This is a genomic window from Pantoea sp. K16, from assembly GCF_048452805.1.
In the GTDB taxonomy this organism is placed as follows: Bacteria; Pseudomonadota; Gammaproteobacteria; order Enterobacterales; family Enterobacteriaceae; genus Pantoea; species Pantoea agglomerans.
In genome coordinates this window covers 132,360-151,697 of sequence record NZ_JBLWNV010000010.1, presented here as the reverse complement: position 1 = coordinate 151,697, position 19,338 = coordinate 132,360, and the positions used below count along the sequence as shown (strand labels likewise).

Annotated in this window: 21 protein-coding genes; 15 read left to right on the top strand and 6 right to left on the bottom strand. The window is 55.3% G+C overall.

Annotation, left to right across the window (positions count from 1 at the left end; all coding sequences use genetic code 11):
* Positions 1-12: 12 nt before the first annotated feature.
* Complete coding sequence (gene ung / locus ACK13D_RS14660; RefSeq protein ID WP_022624103.1) at positions 13-693, bottom strand: uracil-DNA glycosylase; 681 nt, start codon at positions 691-693, stop codon at positions 13-15.
* A gap of 242 nt (positions 694-935) precedes the next feature.
* On the opposite strand from ung, the gene grcA reads away from it, so the two are divergent.
* A complete protein-coding gene (gene grcA, locus ACK13D_RS14655) occupies positions 936-1,319 on the top strand; it encodes an autonomous glycyl radical cofactor GrcA (protein ID WP_010672180.1) in 384 nt (127 codons plus the stop codon).
* Between the two features lie 217 nt (positions 1,320-1,536).
* On the opposite strand, the gene srmB is transcribed toward grcA, so the two are convergent.
* Positions 1,537-2,865 (bottom strand): ATP-dependent RNA helicase SrmB, encoded by a 1,329-nt coding sequence (srmB, locus tag ACK13D_RS14650; protein ID WP_010257676.1) that lies wholly within the window; start codon positions 2,863-2,865, stop codon positions 1,537-1,539.
* A gap of 165 nt (positions 2,866-3,030) precedes the next feature.
* On the opposite strand from srmB, the gene trmN reads away from it, so the two are divergent.
* Positions 3,031-3,780, top strand: a complete 750-nt coding sequence (gene trmN, locus ACK13D_RS14645; RefSeq protein WP_060680756.1) for a tRNA(1)(Val) (adenine(37)-N(6))-methyltransferase TrmN — start codon at positions 3,031-3,033, stop codon at positions 3,778-3,780.
* Here trmN and nadB read toward each other — a convergent pair.
* Positions 3,765-5,384, bottom strand: coding sequence for an L-aspartate oxidase (nadB, locus tag ACK13D_RS14640; RefSeq protein ID WP_010671303.1), 1,620 nt, complete (start codon positions 5,382-5,384; stop codon positions 3,765-3,767). The genes trmN and nadB overlap by 16 nt on opposite strands.
* A 414-nt stretch (positions 5,385-5,798) precedes the next feature.
* Here nadB and rpoE point away from each other — a divergent pair, with 414 nt between their 5' ends.
* From rpoE to acpS, 11 genes are all read left to right on the top strand, one after another.
* Positions 5,799-6,377: an RNA polymerase sigma factor RpoE gene (gene rpoE / locus ACK13D_RS14635; protein ID WP_010257669.1), complete on the top strand. Its 579-nt coding sequence runs from the start codon at positions 5,799-5,801 to the stop codon at positions 6,375-6,377.
* Between the two features lie 27 nt (positions 6,378-6,404).
* Complete coding sequence (gene rseA / locus ACK13D_RS14630) at positions 6,405-7,058, top strand: anti-sigma-E factor RseA (RefSeq protein ID WP_010257667.1); 654 nt, start codon at positions 6,405-6,407, stop codon at positions 7,056-7,058.
* Positions 7,058-8,014 carry a sigma-E factor regulatory protein RseB gene (rseB, locus tag ACK13D_RS14625; RefSeq protein ID WP_010257666.1) on the top strand — a complete coding sequence of 319 codons (957 nt, stop codon included), beginning with the start codon at positions 7,058-7,060 and terminating at the stop codon, positions 8,012-8,014. The genes rseA and rseB overlap by 1 nt, the downstream gene beginning before the upstream one ends.
* Positions 8,011-8,475 (top strand): SoxR-reducing system protein RseC, encoded by a 465-nt coding sequence (rseC, locus tag ACK13D_RS14620; RefSeq protein WP_010257664.1) that lies wholly within the window; start codon positions 8,011-8,013, stop codon positions 8,473-8,475. The genes rseB and rseC overlap by 4 nt, the downstream gene beginning before the upstream one ends.
* 218 nt (positions 8,476-8,693) lie before the next feature.
* The gene (gene lepA / locus ACK13D_RS14615) at positions 8,694-10,493 is read left to right on the top strand and encodes a translation elongation factor 4 (RefSeq protein WP_010257661.1); all 1,800 of its coding nucleotides are present in this window, start codon (positions 8,694-8,696) and stop codon (positions 10,491-10,493) included.
* A 9-nt stretch (positions 10,494-10,502) separates the two neighbouring features.
* Positions 10,503-11,477, top strand: a complete 975-nt coding sequence (gene lepB, locus ACK13D_RS14610) for a signal peptidase I (protein WP_010257658.1) — start codon at positions 10,503-10,505, stop codon at positions 11,475-11,477.
* A 131-nt stretch (positions 11,478-11,608) separates the two neighbouring features.
* Positions 11,609-12,289 (top strand): ribonuclease III, encoded by a 681-nt coding sequence (rnc, locus tag ACK13D_RS14605; RefSeq protein ID WP_010257656.1) that lies wholly within the window; start codon positions 11,609-11,611, stop codon positions 12,287-12,289.
* Between the two features lie 142 nt (positions 12,290-12,431).
* Complete coding sequence (era, locus tag ACK13D_RS14600) at positions 12,432-13,337, top strand: GTPase Era (protein ID WP_010257653.1); 906 nt, start codon at positions 12,432-12,434, stop codon at positions 13,335-13,337.
* A gap of 4 nt (positions 13,338-13,341) precedes the next feature.
* A complete protein-coding gene (gene recO / locus ACK13D_RS14595) occupies positions 13,342-14,070 on the top strand; it encodes a DNA repair protein RecO (RefSeq protein ID WP_010257651.1) in 729 nt (242 codons plus the stop codon).
* A gap of 72 nt (positions 14,071-14,142) precedes the next feature.
* The gene (gene pdxJ / locus ACK13D_RS14590) at positions 14,143-14,874 is read left to right on the top strand and encodes a pyridoxine 5'-phosphate synthase (RefSeq protein ID WP_010257647.1); all 732 of its coding nucleotides are present in this window, start codon (positions 14,143-14,145) and stop codon (positions 14,872-14,874) included.
* Complete coding sequence (gene acpS / locus ACK13D_RS14585) at positions 14,874-15,254, top strand: holo-ACP synthase (protein WP_010257645.1); 381 nt, start codon at positions 14,874-14,876, stop codon at positions 15,252-15,254. The genes pdxJ and acpS overlap by 1 nt, the downstream gene beginning before the upstream one ends.
* Here acpS and ACK13D_RS14580 read toward each other — a convergent pair.
* Together ACK13D_RS14580 and ACK13D_RS14575 are read right to left on the bottom strand one after the other, a co-directional pair.
* Positions 15,251-15,499: a YfhL family 4Fe-4S dicluster ferredoxin gene (locus tag ACK13D_RS14580; protein ID WP_010671305.1), complete on the bottom strand. Its 249-nt coding sequence runs from the start codon at positions 15,497-15,499 to the stop codon at positions 15,251-15,253. The genes acpS and ACK13D_RS14580 overlap by 4 nt on opposite strands.
* Before the next feature lie 55 nt (positions 15,500-15,554).
* Positions 15,555-16,394 (bottom strand): MurR/RpiR family transcriptional regulator, encoded by an 840-nt coding sequence (locus ACK13D_RS14575; protein WP_010257643.1) that lies wholly within the window; start codon positions 16,392-16,394, stop codon positions 15,555-15,557.
* A gap of 154 nt (positions 16,395-16,548) precedes the next feature.
* On the opposite strand from ACK13D_RS14575, the gene yfhb reads away from it, so the two are divergent.
* The gene (gene yfhb, locus ACK13D_RS14570) at positions 16,549-17,187 is read left to right on the top strand and encodes a phosphatidylglycerophosphatase C (RefSeq protein ID WP_010257641.1); all 639 of its coding nucleotides are present in this window, start codon (positions 16,549-16,551) and stop codon (positions 17,185-17,187) included.
* A gap of 63 nt (positions 17,188-17,250) precedes the next feature.
* Entirely contained in the window at positions 17,251-17,742 is a 492-nt protein-coding gene (gene tadA, locus ACK13D_RS14565) for a tRNA adenosine(34) deaminase TadA (protein ID WP_010671307.1), read from the top strand.
* Here tadA and mltF read toward each other — a convergent pair.
* The gene (gene mltF / locus ACK13D_RS14560; protein ID WP_010257637.1) at positions 17,739-19,205 is read right to left on the bottom strand and encodes a membrane-bound lytic murein transglycosylase MltF; all 1,467 of its coding nucleotides are present in this window, start codon (positions 19,203-19,205) and stop codon (positions 17,739-17,741) included. The genes tadA and mltF overlap by 4 nt on opposite strands.
* Positions 19,206-19,338: the final 133 nt, after the last annotated feature.

Sequence of the window (19,338 nt, the reverse complement as noted above, 5' to 3'; positions counted from 1 at the left end):
TGCTTTCTGGCGTTAGTCTGGTAAAACCGGCGTCCAGTCCACCGGCTTTTTACCGGCAGCGCTCAGCAGCTCATTGGTTGTTGAAAAGTGTTTGCAGCCGAAAAAGCCACGGTGCGCGGAGAGCGGCGAGGGATGCGGTGCCTGCAACACGTGATGGCGCTGGCGATCGATAATGCTGCCTTTCTTCTGCGCATGTGAACCCCACAGCAGAAAAATCACCCCTTCACAGTGCTGGTTAATCGCCGCAATCACATTATCCGTAAAGGTCTCCCAGCCAAATCGCGCATGGGAATGCGCTTTGCCCGCCTCAACTGTCAACACGGTGTTCAGCAACATCACGCCCTGTTTTGCCCAGCTCTCAAGAAAGCCGTGACTGGGCTTCTGAAAGCCTGGAATATCCTGCATCAGCTCTTTGTAGATATTTTGCAGCGAGGGCGGCACCTGGACGCCGGGCAATACCGAGAAGGCCAGGCCGTGCGCCTGATGAGGCCCGTGATAGGGATCCTGACCGAGTATCACGACGTTGACGTCGCCCAGTTCCGTCAGGCGAAAGGCGTTGAACACATCTTTCTGCGGCGGATAGACCGTGACACCTGCGGCGCGTTGATCGGCGACCTGCTTCAGCGTCTCGATAAAATAGGGTTTCTCTTTCTCTTCAGCCAGCACGTCGTGCCAGGTCAGCTTTTCAGCCATGTTTAACTCCCTTAACGTTAGTGACATAAGCTTAGCGGTTCCTGCCGCTGACCTGAAGGCAAAAATAATTTGAATAATGCAAATTAAGTTTAGGTGGCAGGGATATTGAGATCAATGGGTTAGCTTAAAAGCGGCCGGAATGCCTGATTAATATTGATACAGGTCAAAACTGTCCGAAATCAAAGGTGATATACCGGGGCCTCAAATTTGATTTATCCACGTATTACCCGGGAGACGCAATCATGATCACTGGTATCCAGATCACTCAATCAAACAATTCACAACTACTGAACTCCTTCTGGCTGCTGGACGAAGAGAAAGCCGAAGCGCGTTGCCTGTGTGCAAAAGCGGGCTACGAAGAAGATCAGGTTGTTGCCATCAGCGAACTGGGCGAATTCGCTTACCGTGAAGTGCCGGTTGAAATCAAACCTCAGGTACGTGTTGAAGGTGGACAGCATCTGAACGTCAACGTTCTGCGTCGCGAAACGCTGGAAGATGCAGTTAAACATCCTGAAAACTATCCGCAGCTGACTATCCGTGTTTCAGGCTATGCCGTGCGTTTTAACTCACTGACGCCTGAGCAGCAGCGCGACGTCATTACCCGTACCTTTACTGAAAGTCTTTAAGCAGCCTGAGTTATCGGTTGCTGAAAATTAGCGCAAAGCGCACACAGCAATTTTTATTAATATTATGAATAAGATAAGCAGCTGACTGCCCGGCACGCTGATGACAGTGTCATGAAGAAAGCGCTCTGGCAGACAAAAGTTTGTGAAAGGGCTGTTACTGATTATCAGATAAAAAAAATCGCCTCCTGTGAGGCGATTTTTTTATAGCTGCGATGATTTATTCCGCATTCTCGTTAGCTGGCGTACTGCCGCTTGCCTTGCGGCGTTTGCCGACATTTTTGGCATCACGATGGCGTTTTTTCACACGCGGTTTTTCTGTTTCACTGGCTTTCTGCTCTGCACGCTTCGCCAGAACCTTTTTCGACGGTTTGCCGGTCGTTTTGGCACTTGGCGCCCGCGTCTCAGGACGCAGCTCATCAATCACGCGCGCTTTGATCGGCTCGTTAACATAGCGGGTGATTTTGCCCAGCAGCACGAAATCGTGCGCTTCAACCAGTGAGATGGCGATACCTTTACGGCCCGCACGACCGGTACGCCCGATGCGGTGCAGATAGGTATCAGCGGTGCGCGTCATGTCATAGTTGAAGACGTGACTGACATCTTCAACGTCAATGCCGCGCGCGGCGATATCCGTCGCAACCAGCACGTTAACGCGGCCTTCACTCAGACGTTTAATCGCTTCGTTACGCTTCGCCTGCACCATTTCGCCTTCAAGATAGCTGCTACGAATCCCCGCTTCGTGCAGCCAGCTCACCAGCTCATGCAGACGTTCACGCTTACGCACGAACACGATGCTGCGCGTCACATCCGGCTGTTTCAGCAGATGGATCAGTAATTTGGTCTTATGCTGGAGATCGTCAGCGCGGTAGTACCACTGCTGGATCTTTTTGCGCTCACGGCGGCTTGGGTCCGCTTCCAGCTCAACCGGATCGTTCAGCAGACGCTCGGCGAAGTCACGGATATTGTCGCCTTCCAGCGTGGCAGAGAACAGCAGGGTTTGCTTGCGCCAGCGCGTTTCAGCCGCGATGGTTTCGATATCCTGGGCAAAGCCCATATCGAGCATGCGGTCCGCTTCATCCAGCACCAGGGTTTCTACTGCGCGGCAGTCAAAGTTCTCTTCTTTGATGTACTGCAGCAGACGGCCGGTGGTGGCGACCACGATGTCCTGGTTTTCGCTGAACACTTCGGCATGGTTCATATAGGCCACGCCGCCGGTGATGGTGGCGATGTCCAGATGGGTATGTTTCGCCAGCTCACGCGCATGATCGGCGACCTGCATCGCCAGTTCGCGGGTCGGGGTCACAATCAGGATGCGTGGCGGGCCAGATTTCTTACGCGGAAAATCAAGGAGGTGCTGCAACGCCGGTAACAGATACGCGGCGGTTTTCCCGGTCCCTGTAGGTGCCGAACCCAGAACGTCACGGCCCTCCAGCGCGGGCGGAATTGCAGCAGCCTGGATCACTGTTGGGCGCGTAAAGCCTTTTTCCTGCAACGCTTGTAGCAGGCTTTCGTCGAGTTCGAGTTCGGAAAATGTGGTTACTGTCATGGTCTACCTCAGTTTGGGGCGCTGATTATAGACAGATCAGACTGAATCTTCATCTGTTAATCCGTTTCGGCTGCGCCTGGGGTTGTCTGCCGCGTGAATTCCCTCTGTTGTCACGTTACACTCATGCGCTGCCGTACGGCAGGAAAAAAACGATGGTAGTGACGAATGATGCAGGATAAGCCGCGTGAACGGCCACAGTTAAACAAGAACGGTTTTACCTTTAAACAATTTTTTGTCGCGCACGATCGCTGTGCGATGAAAGTGGGCACCGATGCCATTCTGCTTGGGGCCTGGGCGCCGGTTGCCGAAGTAAAACGTATTCTGGATATTGGCAGCGGCAGCGGGCTTATCGCGCTGATGCTGGCGCAGCGTACGCCGTCGCCGGTCAACATCGATGCGGTTGAGTTAGAACCGGAAGCCGCGCTTCAGGCGCAGGAGAATGTGCAGCAGTCGCCGTGGCCTGAACGTATTCAGATTCATCAGCAGGATATCGCCGACTGGGCTGAACAGTGCGATAAACGTTACTCGCTAATCGTCAGCAATCCGCCTTATTTTGCACCTGGCGTGGCCTGTTCGACTGCGGCACGGAACAGCGCCCGTGCCACGGCCACGCTCGATCATCAGACACTGTTGCGCAGTGCTGCATTACTGATTGAAGAAGAGGGGATGTTCTGCGTGGTGCTGCCCACCGCGACCGGCCAGGAATTCATCGCCCTGGCGCAGGCGGATGGCTGGCATCTGCGTTTCCGGCTGGACGTGGCGGAATATGCCCATCGTCCGCCGCACCGCGTCCTGCTGGGGCTGTCGCCGCAGGCCGGGGAAACCCTGCTGGAACGCCTTGCCATCCGCACGCCGGACACCCGCTATTCTGATGAGTGGTGTAGCCTGACGCGGGAGTTCTACCTTTTTATGTAGTCCGGCGGCGTCAGGATGGTTGGCCGCGCCTCGGGCAGTAAATCCGGGTAGTCGCGGATATAGTGCAGGCCGCGACTCTCTTTTCGCTCCAGCGCACAGCGCACCATCAGGTCAGCGACCTGCACCAGATTCCGTAGCTCCAGCAGGTTATTAGAGAGGCGGAAATGACGATAATATTCATCGATCTCCTGCTGAAGCAGGTTGATGCGGCGCAGCGCCCGCTCCAGTCGGCGGGTCGTGCGGACGATTCCCATGTAGTCCCACATGAATAACCGCAGCTCGTGCCAGTTATGCTGGATCACCACGCGTTCATCGGCGTCATCAACCTGACTTTCATCCCATGCGGGTAGCGCAGTAACGGCTTCGATGGCGGGCAGGGTGCGAATCAGCTCCTCTGCGGCTGACCAGCCATAAACCAGACACTCCAGTAGCGAATTGGATGCCATGCGGTTAGCGCCATGCAGGCCGGTATAACTCACCTCACCGATGGCATAGAGGCCACTCACGTCGGTCTGGCCATGCTGATCAACGACTACGCCGCCACAGGTATAGTGCGCGGCAGGCACAATCGGGATGGGTTCTTTGGTGAGGTCAAAGCCAAAGGTCAGCAACTTCTCATAGATCATCGGGAAGTGCGCGCGAACAAACTCCTCAGGCTGGTGGCTGATGTCCAGATACATACAGTCAACGCCCAGCCGCTTCATCTCATGATCGATGGCCCGGGCGACGATATCGCGCGGGGCGAGTTCGGCACGCTCATCGAAATCGGGCATGAAACGGCTGCCATCGGGACGCAACAGCCAGGCACCTTCTCCGCGTAACGCTTCGGTTAACAGGAAATTCTGCGCCTGCGGATGAAACAGGCAGGTCGGGTGGAACTGGTTAAATTCCAGATTGGCAACCCGGCAGCCGGCACGCCAGGCCATCGCGATGCCGTCACCGGAGGCGATGTCGGGGTTAGTCGTATATTGATAAACCTTGGCGGCACCGCCAGTTGCAACCACCACGGCCCGTGCCCGACAGGTTTCCACCTGTTCGCGATTACGGTTCCAGATCCATGCTCCCACCACGCGGCGTGGGCCTGGCAGGCCGATTTTATCTGAAAGAATCAGATCGACTGCGTTGGTGCGTTCCAGAATCCGGATATTGGGATGGCTCAACGCCTGGCTAACCAGCGTCGTTTCAACCGCGTGGCCGGTGGCGTCAGCGCTGTGCAGGATACGGCGATGACTGTGGCCGCCTTCCCGCGTCAGGTGATAACGCATGTCGCCGGCCGCCTGCGGATCGAGATCAAAGGCGACACCGTTGTCGATCAGCCACTGCACGCAATGCCGGGCATTACTGGCGATAAACGAGACGGCTTCACGGTCGCATAATCCGGCACCGGCAATCAGCGTATCCTCGATGTGCGACTCGATACTGTCAGTCTCATCAAATACCGCAGCAATACCGCCCTGGGCGTAAAGGGTTGACCCCTCATTGACCTGCGCTTTACTGAGAACTGTCACCTGATACTGTTTTGCCAGCCGCAACGCCAGCGACAGGCCAGCAGCACCGCTGCCCACAATGAGTACATCACACTGATAATCCGGGTTCGCATTCATCATAATGTTTAATTTACTAAACAAGAATAGGGCTGAGCATAAGCGCAATGGGGGTTGCTGTGAAGTATTTTAAACATCTGGCGCAGGTTTTTGTCTGATGATTTCCCAAAGTTACTTAATATCAGTGAGTTAAAACCGGGCTGCTTTTGGCGCGGTTTTTTATAGCAAACTTATTAAACCTAAAGGATTTAATGATGAAAAAGCTGTTGTCATAGGTTACTCTGCCTGCGATTTACGCTCCTTACACTGAACGAAAACGAAGAACCTGTGTAATGTCCATCGGAGCGGTAAATATCAGGGCGAGAAGTGAACTTCGCACCACATCACAACTCTAAGCGCATGCTTGCTCAGAACCATGAGATGTGCTGGCAGTTACTTTATGCGTATGAAAAATTTGGGGAGACATTACCTCGGATGAGCGAGCAGTTGACGGACCAGGTCCTTGTCGAGCGCGTACAGAAGGGAGATCAAAAAGCTTTCAACTTACTGGTGATTCGTTACCAGCATAAAGTGGCGAGCCTGGTTTCACGCTATGTTCCCTCGGGCGACGTACCTGATGTAGTACAGGAATCGTTTATTAAAGCGTATCGCGCACTGGATTCATTCCGGGGCGATAGCGCGTTTTATACCTGGCTGTACCGCATTGCGGTAAATACAGCGAAAAATTACCTGGTTGCTCAGGGGCGTCGTCCGCCATCCAGCGATGTGGATGCTATTGACGCGGAAAATTTCGAAAGTGCGGGTGCATTAAAAGAAATTTCGAACCCTGAGAACTTAATGTTGTCAGAAGAATTGAAACAAATTGTCTTTCGTACCATCGAGGCGCTACCCGAGGACTTGCGTATGGCAATCACCCTCAGGGAACTGGACGGTCTGAGTTATGAAGAGATCGCCGTCATTATGGATTGCCCGGTAGGCACTGTTCGATCACGTATCTTTCGTGCGCGAGAGGCCATTGATAACAAAGTTCAACCGCTTATCCAACGTCAGTGATAACGGCTACTGGAAGGGTACATAGGCATGCAGAAAGAAAAACTTTCCGCTTTAATGGATGGTGAGACCTTAGATAACGAGCTGTTTTCCGCCTTGTCTAAGGACGCAGAATTACAGAAAAGCTGGGCAAGCTATCATCTCATTCGCGATACCATGCGCGGTGATGTAGGCGATGTCCTGCATTTTGATATTTCTGCGCGCGTCGCTGCTGCCATCGAAAAAGAACCGTTGCGTACGGTTACAACGCTGATCCCTGAAGCTCAGCCAGAACCTTCCCGCTGGGAAAAAATGCCGTTCTGGAAAAAAGCGCGCCCGTGGGCTGCGCAACTGACCCAGGTCGGTGTCGCTGCCTGTGTTTCACTGGCCGTGATCGTAGGCGTTCAGCACTATAACCAGCCAGAGGGCAGCGCCACGCAGACCTCTGACTCTCCGGTGTTCAATACGATGCCGATGATGGGCAAAGCGTCTCCGGTGAGCCTGGGCGTGCCGTCTGATGCATTTGACACCAACAGTTCTAACCAGCAGGTTCAGGACCAGCGTCGTCGCGTAAATGCCATGCTGCAGGATTACGAACTGCAACGTCGCCTGCACGCTGACCAGCTGCAGTTTGAAACCACTGCGCCAAAACAGGCGCAGGTTGATGTTCCCGGAAATCAATCATTAGGACAGCAACAGCAGTAATGAAGCCGCTTTGGTATGCTGTTAGCCTGCTGACAGGCAGCCTGTTGTGGTCATCTGCCGCCCCGGCGCAACCTTCTGCGTCCGGGGCGCTATTGCAGCAGATGGAGCAGGCAAGTCAGAACCTCAACTACGAATTCGCCTATATCAACGTTTCCCGCATCGGCATCGAATCGCTGCGTTATCGTCATGCTGTAATCGATAACCGGATATTCGCTCAGCTGTTGCAGATGGACGGGCCACGTCGGGAAGTGATCCAGCGCGGCAACGATATCAGTTACTTCGAACCCGGCCTCGATCCCTTTTCGCTCCCCGGCAATCACATTATCGATGCTTTACCGTCGGTAATTTTTGCTGACTTCACCAAGCTCGCCACAGCCTATGATTTTATTACCGTAGGCCGCTCGCGCATTGCCGATCAGATGTGTGATGTGTTGCGCATCGTTTCACGCGATGGCACCCGTTACAGCTATGTAGTCTGGCTGGATGTGGACACCAAGCTGCCGCTGCGCATCGACCTGCTCGATCGTGATGGCGAAACGCTGGAGCAGTTCCGCGTCATCAGCTTTGCGGTGGACGAAGGGGTGCGTAATCTGATGCAGGGGCTGGAGAAAGCCAATCTGCCTCCGTCGCTTTCGGTGCCGAAAGGGGATGCGGTCACGCTCACCTGGCAGCCAGGCTGGATACCTGCCGGTATGTCGCTGGTGTCGCAGAATCGCCGTACGCTACCCGGTCTGAATAAAAATATGGAATCGAAGCTCTACAGTGATGGCCTGTTTAGTTTCGCTATCAACGTGACGCCGGCCGATAAAACCAGCACAACGCAGACATTGCGCACTGGGCGTCGTACGGTACAGACCGTTGTGCGCAATAATAACGAAATAGCGGTGATCGGCGAATTACCGCCCTCGACCGCAAAACGTATTGCGGACAGCATCGACCTGGGGTCACAAAAATGATGAGAGAATGGGCCACCGTGGTGGCATGGCAGGATGGCATCGCCACGCTGCACACTGAAGCAAAAACCTCCTGCAACAGCTGCCAGGCGCGTAAAGGCTGCGGCAGCCATATGCTGAATAAGCTCGGTCCGAAGAATGCCCACGTGATGCAAATCGCCAGCAGCAAGCCGCTGCAGCCGGGGCAGCGGATCGAACTTGGTATCAAAGAGAGCAGCCTGCTGGGTTCAGCGTTGCTGGTCTACATGACGCCGCTGTTTGGCCTGTTCCTGGTTTCCGGGCTGTTTCAGGCGCTGTTCAGCAGCGATCTGGCCGCCGCCTGCGGTGCGCTGCTGGGCGGTATCGGGGGTTTTATTGTCGCCAAAGGCGTTTCAATGAAATTCGGCGATCGGGAAGCCTTTCAGCCGGTCATTCTGAACATCGCCTTGCCTCCCGATGCGCTGCGTGTTGAAAGCGAAGCGTAACGCACGTCCAGGCCGCGCATCCCGCGGCCTTTGTCTGTTCTGCCTCGCGCAGATATCTGTTTCGCTTCCACCACGTTCCATTCTTTTATGCGCGGCGTTAACAGTGTAATATGCGTCGTCATTAATGAGGCTGACAGGATTGTGGGTAAAGAGCGATCTTCCTGAATGTGTCTGTGCTCAGGTTTTCAACTGAATTTTAAGCGAAGATATCCCAATAAATGAAGCACATAAGAAATTTCTCCATCATCGCTCATATCGACCATGGCAAATCTACGCTCTCTGACCGCCTGATTCAGATTTGCGGCGGCCTCACCGCTCGTGAAATGGCTGCGCAGGTTCTTGACTCTATGGATCTGGAGCGCGAGCGTGGCATCACCATCAAAGCACAGAGCGTCACACTCGATTATCACGCGAAAGACGGCCAAACTTACCAGCTCAATTTCATCGATACCCCAGGCCACGTAGACTTCTCCTATGAAGTTTCCCGCTCACTGGCCGCCTGCGAAGGCGCGCTGCTGGTGGTGGATGCCGGTCAGGGTGTTGAAGCGCAGACACTGGCGAACTGCTACACCGCGATGGAGATGGATCTGGAAGTGGTGCCGGTTCTGAACAAAATTGACCTGCCCGCTGCCGATCCCGATCGCGCCGCGCAGGAAATTGAAGATATCGTCGGCATTGATGCAACTGATGCAGTGCGCTGCTCAGCCAAAACCGGCGTCGGCGTTCCGGAAGTGCTGGAACGCTTAGTGCGCGACATTCCGCCGCCAGAAGGCGATCCGGAAGCGCCGCTGCAGGCACTGATTATCGACTCCTGGTTCGATAACTACCTGGGTGTTGTTTCCCTGGTGCGCGTGAAAAACGGCACCATGCGCAAAGGCGACAAGATCAAAGTCCTGAGCACCGGCCAGGTTTATAACGCTGACCGCCTGGGTATCTTCACCCCGAAACGGGTTGATCGTAATGAGCTGAACTGCGGTGAAGTAGGCTGGCTGGTCTGCGCCATTAAAGATATCCTCGGCGCACCCGTGGGCGATACGCTGACTACCGCACGTAACCCGGCAGACAAAGCGCTGCCAGGCTTTAAAAAAGTGAAGCCACAGGTTTACGCCGGTCTGTTCCCAATCAGCTCTGACGACTATGAAGCGTTCCGTGATGCGCTCGGTAAGCTTAGCCTGAACGACGCCTCGCTGTTCTATGAGCCAGAAAGCTCAACGGCGCTGGGCTTTGGTTTCCGTTGCGGCTTCCTCGGTCTGCTGCACATGGAGATCATCCAGGAGCGTCTGGAGCGCGAATACGATCTCGATCTGATCACTACCGCACCGACGGTGGTGTATGAAGTCGTGACCACCAGCGGCGAAATCGTTCATGTCGACAGCCCATCCAAGCTGCCGGCACTGAACAATATCGAAGAGCTGCGTGAACCGATTGCCGAATGTCACATGCTGCTGCCGCAGGAGTATCTGGGCAACGTCATCACGCTCTGTATTGAGAAGCGTGGCGTGCAGACCAACATGGTTTACCACGGCAACCAGGTGGCACTGACTTACGAAATTCCGATGGCTGAAGTGGTACTCGACTTCTTTGACCGTCTGAAATCAACTTCGCGCGGTTATGCCTCGCTGGATTACAACTTTAAACGTTTCCAGCCTTCAGACATGGTACGCGTCGACGTACTGATTAACTCTGAGCGTGTGGATGCGCTGGCGCTGATTACCCACCGTGACAACGCGCCTTATCGCGGACGCGATCTGGTTGAGAAAATGAAAGAGCTCATCCCGCGTCAGCAGTTTGATATTGCGATTCAGGCTGCCATCGGCAACCACATTATCGCGCGTTCAACGGTGAAACAGCTGCGTAAAAACGTTCTCGCCAAGTGTTATGGCGGTGACGTCAGCCGTAAGAAGAAACTGTTGCAGAAGCAGAAAGATGGTAAGAAGCGAATGAAGCAGGTTGGTAACGTTGAGCTGCCACAGGAAGCGTTCCTCGCCATTCTGCATGTCGGTAAGGACAGCAAATAAGGATTTCCAATGGCTAATATGTTCGCCCTGATTCTGGCGATAGCGACGCTGATTACTGGCATCGTATGGGTAATTGATCGTTTTAAATGGGCACCCGCGCGTCGCGCGAAACAGGCTGAGGCTCAGGCCCAGACCGGTAACGCGCTCGACAGCAAAACGCTGGCGAAGGTCGCTGCAAAGCCAGGCTGGGTTGAAACGACCGCATCCGTGTTCCCGGTGCTGGCCGTGGTTTTCATCGTGCGTTCGTTTATCTACGAACCGTTCCAGATTCCCTCTGGCTCGATGATGCCGACGCTGCTGATTGGTGACTTTATCCTGGTGGAGAAGTTTGCTTACGGCATCAAGGATCCAATCACCCAGACGACGCTGATCCCAACCGGTCAGCCGAAGCGCGGCGATATCGCGGTATTTAAATACCCGAAAGATCCGAGCCTGGATTACATTAAGCGCGTTATCGGTCTGCCGGGCGACAAAGTCATTTATGATCCTTACAGCAAAACGCTGACGGTGAAACCGACCTGCTCCGATGATAAAGCCTGTGACACAGCGTTAGCGGTAACTTACACCGATGTTGAGCCAAGCAACTTTGTTCAGACCTTTAGCGGCTTTGATGGCAACGAAACCGGCAACGGTTTTTATCAGGTGCCGCAGGGCGATACCCTGCGCGGTGGTTTGCGCCTGGGAACCCGCAAAGAGACAATCGGTAACGTGACGCATGACATTCTGCTGGTAAACGAAGCGCAGAGTCAGGCAGGCATGTATTATCAGCAGCCGGGTCAGCCGCAGGCGAGTTGGGTCGTGCCGAAAGGGCAATACTTCATGATGGGCGACAACCGTGATAACAGCGCCGACAGCCGCTACTGGGGCTTTGTCCCGGAGCGTAATCTGGTCGGTAAAGCGGTCGCTATCTGGATGAGCTTTGAGAAACAAGAAGGCCAGTGGCCAACCGGCGTGCGATTCAGTCGCATCGGTGGTATCCACTAACATTATTGTCTGATTAACAGGCAAATCGGGTGGCCTCCTCAGGGAGGCCACTGCACACCAAACGGAACGTGTTGGATTACCAGCCCCGTTTGGTATGCAGAGTCACAGACGCAACAAAGAATTGGAATCGCATGAACCCCATCCTGATTAACAAGCTTCAGCGCAAACTGGGCTACACTTTTACTCATTCGGAACTGTTACAGCAGGCCCTGACTCACCGCAGCGCCAGCAGTAAGCACAACGAACGCCTGGAATTTCTTGGCGATTCTATTCTTAGCTATGTGATTGCTAATGCCCTTTATCACCGCTTCCCGCGGGTTGATGAAGGTGACATGAGCCGCATGCGCGCCACGCTGGTGCGGGGCAACACGCTGGCTGAAATGGCACGCGAATTTGATCTTGGCGAGTGCCTGCGCCTGGGACCCGGCGAGCTGAAAAGCGGCGGTTTCCGTCGTGAATCGATCCTGGCGGATACGGTGGAAGCGCTGATTGGCGGTATCTTCCTCGACAGCAGTATTGAGCGGGTAGAGCAGCTGATCCTCGACTGGTATCAGACCCGCCTCGACGAAATCAGTCCTGGCGACAAACAAAAAGATCCGAAAACGCGCCTGCAGGAGTATCTGCAGGGACGTCATCTGCCGCTGCCAAGTTATCTGGTGGTACAGGTACGTGGCGAAGCCCACGATCAGGAATTCACCATTCACTGTCAGGTGAGTGGCATGGCCGAGCCGGTTGTCGGCGTCGGCTCCAGCCGTCGTAAAGCTGAGCAGGCAGCGGCTGAACAGGCACTGATAAAATTAGGTCTTGAATAGATCTGTCGGGATGACAGTGCCGGAACCGGCACTGAACCATTAACCTGACACTCTATCCCGGCGTCAGAAGACGCTGAATGACACATGACTCAAATAGCACTCTTTCGGCGCCGCATCAGGCGCTGAACAATTCAGGACTCGAATGAGCGAAAACGTTACTTATTGCGGCTTTGTCGCGATTGTTGGCCGACCAAACGTCGGTAAATCCACCTTACTGAACCAGTTGCTGGGGCAGAAGGTGTCGATCACCTCGCGTAAGCCGCAAACCACGCGCCACCGCATCATGGGCATTCATACCGAAGGCGAATATCAGGCGATCTACGTCGATACCCCAGGTCTGCACATGGAAGAGAAGCGCGCCATTAACCGTCTGATGAACCGCGCAGCCAGCAGTTCTATTGGCGACGTAGAACTGGTGATCTTCGTGGTTGAAGGCACCCGCTGGACGCCCGATGATGAGATGGTGTTGGGCAAACTGCGCGACAATAAAGTGCCGGTGGTGCTGGCGATCAATAAGGTCGATAACATCCAGGATAAAAGCATTCTGCTGCCGCATCTGCAGTTCCTGAGCCAGCAGATGAACTTCCTCGATATCGTGCCTATTTCTGCTGAGAGCGGCAAAAACGTCGATACCATTGCGGCGATTACCCGCAAGCATTTGCCGCAGGCCGATCATCACTTCCCGGAAGATTACATCACCGACCGCTCACAGCGTTTCATGGCGTCAGAGATGATCCGTGAAAAACTGATGCGCTTCCTGGGTGCTGAACTGCCTTACTCCGTTACGGTTGAGATCGAGCGCTTCGTGACCAACGAACGTGGCGGTTACGACATTCACGGTCTGATTCTGGTTGAGCGCGAAGGGCAGAAGAAGATGGTGATTGGCAACAAAGGCGCCAAAATCAAAGTCATCGGAACAGAAGCGCGCAGGGACATGGAAGAGATGTTCGAAGCGAAAGTGCATCTCGAACTGTGGGTGAAAGTGAAATCCGGCTGGGCAGATGACGAACGTGCGCTGCGCAGCCTGGGTTATACAGACGATCTCTGATTCAATGGAAGGCTGGCAACGCGCCTTTGTGCTGCATAGTCGCCCCTTCAGCGAAACCAGTCTGCTGCTCGACCTGTTCAGCGAAAGCGAAGGGCGGGTGCGGGTTCTGGCCAAGGGCGCACGTTCGCGGCGCTCGCAGCTGAAGGGGGCGTTACAGCCTTTTACCCCGCTGCTGGTTCGCTGGAGCGGGCGCGGGGAAGTCAAAACTCTGCGCAATGCCGAAGCGGTGTCGCTGGCCTTACCGCTCAGCGGCATCACGCTCTACTGCGGTCTCTACGTTAATGAGCTGGTCTCTCGCGTATTGCAGCAGGAATTCCCCTTCTCAGAACTCTTCTTCGACTATCTCAATTGCCTTCAGGCACTAGCCTCAACGCACGGCAAGCCCGAACCGGCACTGCGACGTTTTGAACTGGCGCTGCTCGGTCACCTGGGTTATGGCGTCGATTTCCTGCACTGCGCCGGCAGTGGCGAGCCGGTCAGCGACAACATGACGTACAGCTACCGCGAAGAGCGCGGCTTTATTGCCAGCCTGGTGGTCAATCAGCGCAGCTTTACCGGCCGCGAATTGCGCGCCCTGTGCGAGCGAGAGTTTCCCGATGCCGACACTCTGCGCGCCGCGAAGCGTTTTACCCGCATCGCCCTGAAGCCCTATCTTGGTGGCAAGCCGCTGAAGAGTCAGGAGCTGTTCCGCCAGTTTATCCCGAAGAAAAAGCCTGAACAGGCAGAAGAATAGCGCTGGTCGTACCGCCTGTTTCACTTTGCGCGGTACACTCAACATCACGATGAAAAACAAGTGAGGACGGTCATGGCTGAGTTGCTGTTAGGCGTCAATATCGATCACATTGCCACGGTGCGTAACGCCCGTGGGACAAACTATCCCGATCCGGTGCAGGCGGCGTTTATCGCCGAGCAGGCGGGCGCAGACGGCATTACCGTGCACCTGCGCGAAGATCGCCGTCACATCACTGACCGCGACGTGCGTATCCTGCGTGACACCATCCAGACGCGGATGAATCTGGAGATGGCGGTCACCGATGAGATGATCGGCATCGCCTGTGATATCCAGCCCCATTTCTGCTGCCTGGTGCCGGAAAAGCGTCAGGAAGTGACCACTGAAGGCGGGCTGGATGTGGCGGGACAGCAGGAGAAGATGAACGCGGCCGTACGACTGCTGAGTGACGCGGGCATTCTGGTTTCGCTGTTTATCGATGCCGATCACCGTCAGATTGAAGCGGCCGTGGCCAGCGGCGCGCCTTACATCGAAATTCATACCGGCGCTTACGCCGAAGCACCAGAGGGACTGGCGCGTGACGCTGAGCTGGCGCGTATCCGCCACGCCGCAACCTTTGCCGCCAGCCTGGGACTGAAGGTCAATGCCGGTCACGGTCTGACCTATCACAACGTGCTGCCGATTGCGGCGCTGCCGGAAATGCATGAGCTGAATATCGGCCATGCGATTATTGGCCGCGCGGTGATGAGTGGCCTGCCGGATGCGGTGAAAGAGATGAAGCAGCTGCTGCGTGAAGCCCGTCGCTGATGGCTATTCTGGGACTGGGTACGGACATCGTTGAGATTGAACGCATCGCCGGGGTGATTGAGCGCTCCGGCGACCGGCTGGCGCGGCGGGTGCTGAGCGAAGCCGAATGGCAGCAATATCAGGCGCACAAGCAGCCGGTGCGCTTTCTCTCTAAACGCTTTGCGGTAAAAGAGGCGGCGGCAAAAGCCTTTGGCACCGGTATTCGCGGTGGTCTGGCGTTTAATCAGTTTGAAGTTTACAACGATGCGCTGGGAAAACCGGGATTACGCTTCTTTCAGCATGCCGCTGAAGTGGCAGAGAGGCTGGGCGTTAAACACGTTCACGTGACGCTGGCCGATGAGCGTCACTACGCCTGCGCCACGGTGATCATTGAAAGCTAGCCGTGCAGCAGCACGAACTTCTCCCACAGCGCATCACGTGATTCGGTGTGCTGTGGGTCAATGATGATGGTGTTGTCGATGGGGCATACCTGCTGACAGGTTGGCGTCTCATAGTGCCCGACGCATTCCGTGCAGCGGCTGACATCAATCTCATAGATCGCATCGCCCAGTGAAATGGCCTGGTTCGGGCACTCCGGTTCACACATATCGCAGTTAATGCATCTGGACGTAATCAACAGCGCCATTTTACCCACCTGATAACAACAGAAAAAGCGCGGGTATTATACGCGCTGCCGCTGATCAGACCAGCTTTTTCACCAGCGCTTCGCTGTGGCGAATATGACTGGACGCGCGTTCCGGATCGTTTTGCACCAGTGCCATAAACAGCAGATCGGTCAGGGCCAGCTGCGCCGTGGTCGAGGAGATGGCCGCGCTGCGGGTACTCTGCTCCTCCGCCACCGTATAGAGACAGTAACTGGCGCTCTGTTGCAGCGTATTCGGCGTAAAGCCGGTAAACGCCACCACATCGGCGCCTACCTGAACCGCCTCCTGCGCGGCGAGATTGATCTCCCGCCGTTCACCGGTGTAAGAGATGGCGAGCAGCACATCGCCTGGCCCCATCGCCTGCACGCTGGCCAGCAGGGCGTGCATATCCTGCTCTGCCACCGCATTGATGCCAATCTTCATCAGCTTCCAGGAGAAGTCCTTCGCCACCAGACCCGAAGCGCCGATGCCCACCAGTAAAATACGCCGGGCATTTTTCAGCAGCTGCAACACATCGTTGAGCTTCTCTTCGCTGTTGATATCCAGCGTGGCGCGGATTGCCGAGAGTTTCTCCGTCAGCAGCTTCTCACCCACCATTTTAAGGGGATCGTCGCTGAGGATATGGTTATGCACGGTAATGGCATCTTTGTCCGCCAGTGACTCACTCAGGGCCAGCTTAAGCGCTGGAAAACCTTTGTATCCCAGTTTCTGAGCAAACTTCACCACGCTCGACTGGCTGACGCCAGACTCTTCCGCCAGCTTTTGCGAACTCAGGTGGCGCGCCCGATCGGGTTGCGACAGTAGAAAATCAGCCAGCCGACGCTCGTTCAATGCCAGACGTGGATAAAGCTGGCGAATGCGCAGCAATGAACTCATGCCCAATCCTCGTAATTCAGGGATAATCTGTGAAGAATAAACTATTCATCAGGCATTGTAGTCATCGGAATTAAAAATGACAGTCATCGCCGTAGCGCCTGATGATGGCTACACTACTCTTTATCATTCCAGAATCAGCCTGAAGGAGAGTTGTTTGACCAGGGGAACACAACGTCGCGTCGTATTTTTTGACCTGGATGGCACTTTGCACCAGCAGGACATGTTCGGCACTTTTATGCGCTATCTGCTGCGTCGCCGACCGCTTAATCTGCTGCTGGTGGTGCCGTTATTGCCGGTAGTGGGTATCGGCTTGCTGTTTAAAGGCCGGGCGGCACGCTGGCCCATGAGCCTGCTGCTCTGGTCTATTACTTTTGGCCGTTCTGAGCGGACGCTGCTGCAACTCGAAGCCGAATTTGCGCAGTGGTTCCGCCTGCGCGTCAAAGCCTTTCCGGTGGTTCAGCAGCGCCTGACCGATTATCTCGGCAGTGATGATGCTGACGTCTGGCTCATCACCGGATCGCCACAGTCTCTGGTGGAGCAGGTCTATTACGACTCCGCGTTTCTGCCACGCGTGAAGCTGATTGCCAGTCAGATGCAGCGCGGCTGGGGCGGGCGGGTACTGGCAATGCGCTGCCTCGGCCATGAGAAAGTGGCACAGCTGGAAGAGAAAATCGGCACGCCGCTACAGCTCTACAGCGGTTATAGCGACAGCAAACAGGACAACCCGCTGCTGTTTTTCTGTCAGCATCGCTGGCGCGTAACACCCGCAGGTGAGCTGCAACAGCTGGAATAAGTTTCTAAAGGATCGGTGAGACCGCTATAATGCGCCGCTTTTCTGTCGCCCGGAGTGGTCAGCATGAAACAACAAGATGAATACTGGATGCGCCATGCGCTTGACCTGGCGCGCCGGGCGTGGGAGCAGGGCGAAGTGCCGGTGGGTGCGGTGCTGGTTCAGAATGACCGGGTTATCGGTGAAGGCTGGAACCGGCCCATCGGCCAGCACGATCCGACGGCGCATGCGGAGATTATGGCGTTGCGGCAGGGCGGTAAAGTACTGGAAAATTATCGTCTGCTGGACACCACGCTCTACGTGACGCTGGAGCCGTGCGTGATGTGCGCCGGCGCTATGGTTCACAGCCGCATCAGCCGGCTGGTCTACGGTGCGCACGACATCAAAAGTGGGGCGGCAGGATCGCTGCTCGATGTGCTGGGACACCCCGGCATGAATCATCAGGTTGAATTACAGAGCGGCGTGCTGGCTGAAGAGTGTGCCGCTATGCTGAGCGACTTCTTCCGTATGCGTCGCGAGCAGAAAAAAGCGCTGCGGCAGGCGCAACGCCAGGATTAGTTCATGGCGATCTTCGGTTCGACCGCCGGATAGCCTTTGGCCAGTTCGGCCTGTGCTTCTTGTGCTTCAGCCTGCTGCGCCAGGCGCTTTTCCTGCTCCTGCAGATAACCCACCAGGCTTAACTGATATTTGCGGATGTTCTCCACATAGTTATAGGCTTCATGCCCACGGGCATAGCCATAAGCCGTCTGGGTGTAGTAACGCTTCTGACTCAGCATGGGCAGACGCAGCTTCACATCCGCCCAGCTATCCGGATTACCCCCCTGGCGGGCAGTGAGTTTACGGACATCCAGCATATGGGCATAGCCCATGTTATAGGCCGCCAGCGCAAACCAGATGCGCTCATCTTCCGGGATGGTCTGCGGCACCTTCGCCATCATATCCTGCAGATACTGACTGCCGCCGCGAATGCTCTGTTCGGGATCGGTCCGGTCGCCCACATCCAGGCTCTCAGCGGTGTTACGGGTCAGCATCATCATGCCGCGCACGCCGGTAGGGGAGGTGGCCTGCGGGTTCCAGTGCGACTCCTGATAGGAGATTGCCGCCAGCAGTCGCCAGTCAATGCTGGTGGCGTACTTCTCAAACAGCGGTTTGATGTCAGGCAGCGTGTTGTCGATGGCGCGCAGGAAAGTGCGGGTATCGACATAATCAAAGGTGCCGACGTGGCCGAGATATTTCTCCTCCAGCCGCGCCATCGCCCCTTCTTCACCCATACCGTTAAAGAAGTCGAGCATCGCGGCATTCAGGCTGTCGTCATCGCTATGCCGCACATACCAGGTGACCGGCTCTTCATCAGTGACGTCAAACGCCACCGCCAGCTGCGGATAGATGCGCTGCAGCAGAGCGATGGTCACGGAGTCGCCAATCGTATAGTCGAGCTTGCCGTCTGCCACCGCTTCCAGCAGGGCTTTAGGACTTTGATCGGTGGAGATCGCCCAGTCCAGATCGGGGTACTGATTTGACCGCGCGCTCTTCAGCGTTGACAGATACGCCGATCCTGACGCAACAGTCAGCCGCCCCTTTAAGTCACCGAGGTTTTTAGGGCGCGGCTTATCCACGCGATAGACCAGCTGCTGCGAAACGTTGTAGTAGCCTGGCCCGGTCTGATAGCGGGTCAGGCGTTCGCTGTTGTAGTTCAGACCCGCGGCCAGCAAATCGGCTTTGCCATCATCTAAATCGTCAAACAGATCGCTCAGGTTGGGACGTACTGTCACCTTGAGTTTGACGCCCAGATAATCGGCGAAGCGTTTTGCCAGCTCATAATCCATACCGGCCGGAGATTGGTTCACTGTGTAGTAAGTCAACGGGGAATTGATGGTACTGACACGCAGTACTCCCCGTGATTTAATCTGTGAAATCTGGTCCTGCCCACCCCCATACCAGGGAATGGATGGCCATAGCGCCAACGCTAACAGCACGGCAACCAGACCGATAAACAGATAATTAAATTTTAGGCGTTTCAAATAGTTATCTCTCGCTGGCTCTAAGGCCTCTGTCTTTTAAAGGCAGTATTTGTCTTCTTTGAACTCCCAGAGCGAGGGGCATTTTGCGCAACAAAATCACGCTGAGCAACTTTTATAGCAGCTTTTGCGCAAA

Coding starts and splice junctions, on each gene's coding strand:
- trmN (WP_060680756.1), top strand. CDS start 3,031: ATGATGCAGGATAAGCCGCGTGAACGGCCACAGTTAAACAAGAACGGT.
- srmB (WP_010257676.1), bottom strand. CDS start 2,865: ATGACAGTAACCACATTTTCCGAACTCGAACTCGACGAAAGCCTGCTA.
- tadA (WP_010671307.1), top strand. CDS start 17,251: ATGAAACAACAAGATGAATACTGGATGCGCCATGCGCTTGACCTGGCG.
- rnc (WP_010257656.1), top strand. CDS start 11,609: ATGAACCCCATCCTGATTAACAAGCTTCAGCGCAAACTGGGCTACACT.
- ACK13D_RS14580 (WP_010671305.1), bottom strand. CDS start 15,499: ATGGCGCTGTTGATTACGTCCAGATGCATTAACTGCGATATGTGTGAA.
- recO (WP_010257651.1), top strand. CDS start 13,342: ATGGAAGGCTGGCAACGCGCCTTTGTGCTGCATAGTCGCCCCTTCAGC.
- acpS (WP_010257645.1), top strand. CDS start 14,874: ATGGCTATTCTGGGACTGGGTACGGACATCGTTGAGATTGAACGCATC.
- rpoE (WP_010257669.1), top strand. CDS start 5,799: ATGAGCGAGCAGTTGACGGACCAGGTCCTTGTCGAGCGCGTACAGAAG.
- nadB (WP_010671303.1), bottom strand. CDS start 5,384: ATGAATGCGAACCCGGATTATCAGTGTGATGTACTCATTGTGGGCAGC.
- ung (WP_022624103.1), bottom strand. CDS start 693: ATGGCTGAAAAGCTGACCTGGCACGACGTGCTGGCTGAAGAGAAAGAG.
- rseB (WP_010257666.1), top strand. CDS start 7,058: ATGAAGCCGCTTTGGTATGCTGTTAGCCTGCTGACAGGCAGCCTGTTG.
- pdxJ (WP_010257647.1), top strand. CDS start 14,143: ATGGCTGAGTTGCTGTTAGGCGTCAATATCGATCACATTGCCACGGTG.
- era (WP_010257653.1), top strand. CDS start 12,432: ATGAGCGAAAACGTTACTTATTGCGGCTTTGTCGCGATTGTTGGCCGA.
- lepA (WP_010257661.1), top strand. CDS start 8,694: ATGAAGCACATAAGAAATTTCTCCATCATCGCTCATATCGACCATGGC.
- rseA (WP_010257667.1), top strand. CDS start 6,405: ATGCAGAAAGAAAAACTTTCCGCTTTAATGGATGGTGAGACCTTAGAT.
- ACK13D_RS14575 (WP_010257643.1), bottom strand. CDS start 16,394: ATGAGTTCATTGCTGCGCATTCGCCAGCTTTATCCACGTCTGGCATTG.
- rseC (WP_010257664.1), top strand. CDS start 8,011: ATGATGAGAGAATGGGCCACCGTGGTGGCATGGCAGGATGGCATCGCC.
- lepB (WP_010257658.1), top strand. CDS start 10,503: ATGGCTAATATGTTCGCCCTGATTCTGGCGATAGCGACGCTGATTACT.
- grcA (WP_010672180.1), top strand. CDS start 936: ATGATCACTGGTATCCAGATCACTCAATCAAACAATTCACAACTACTG.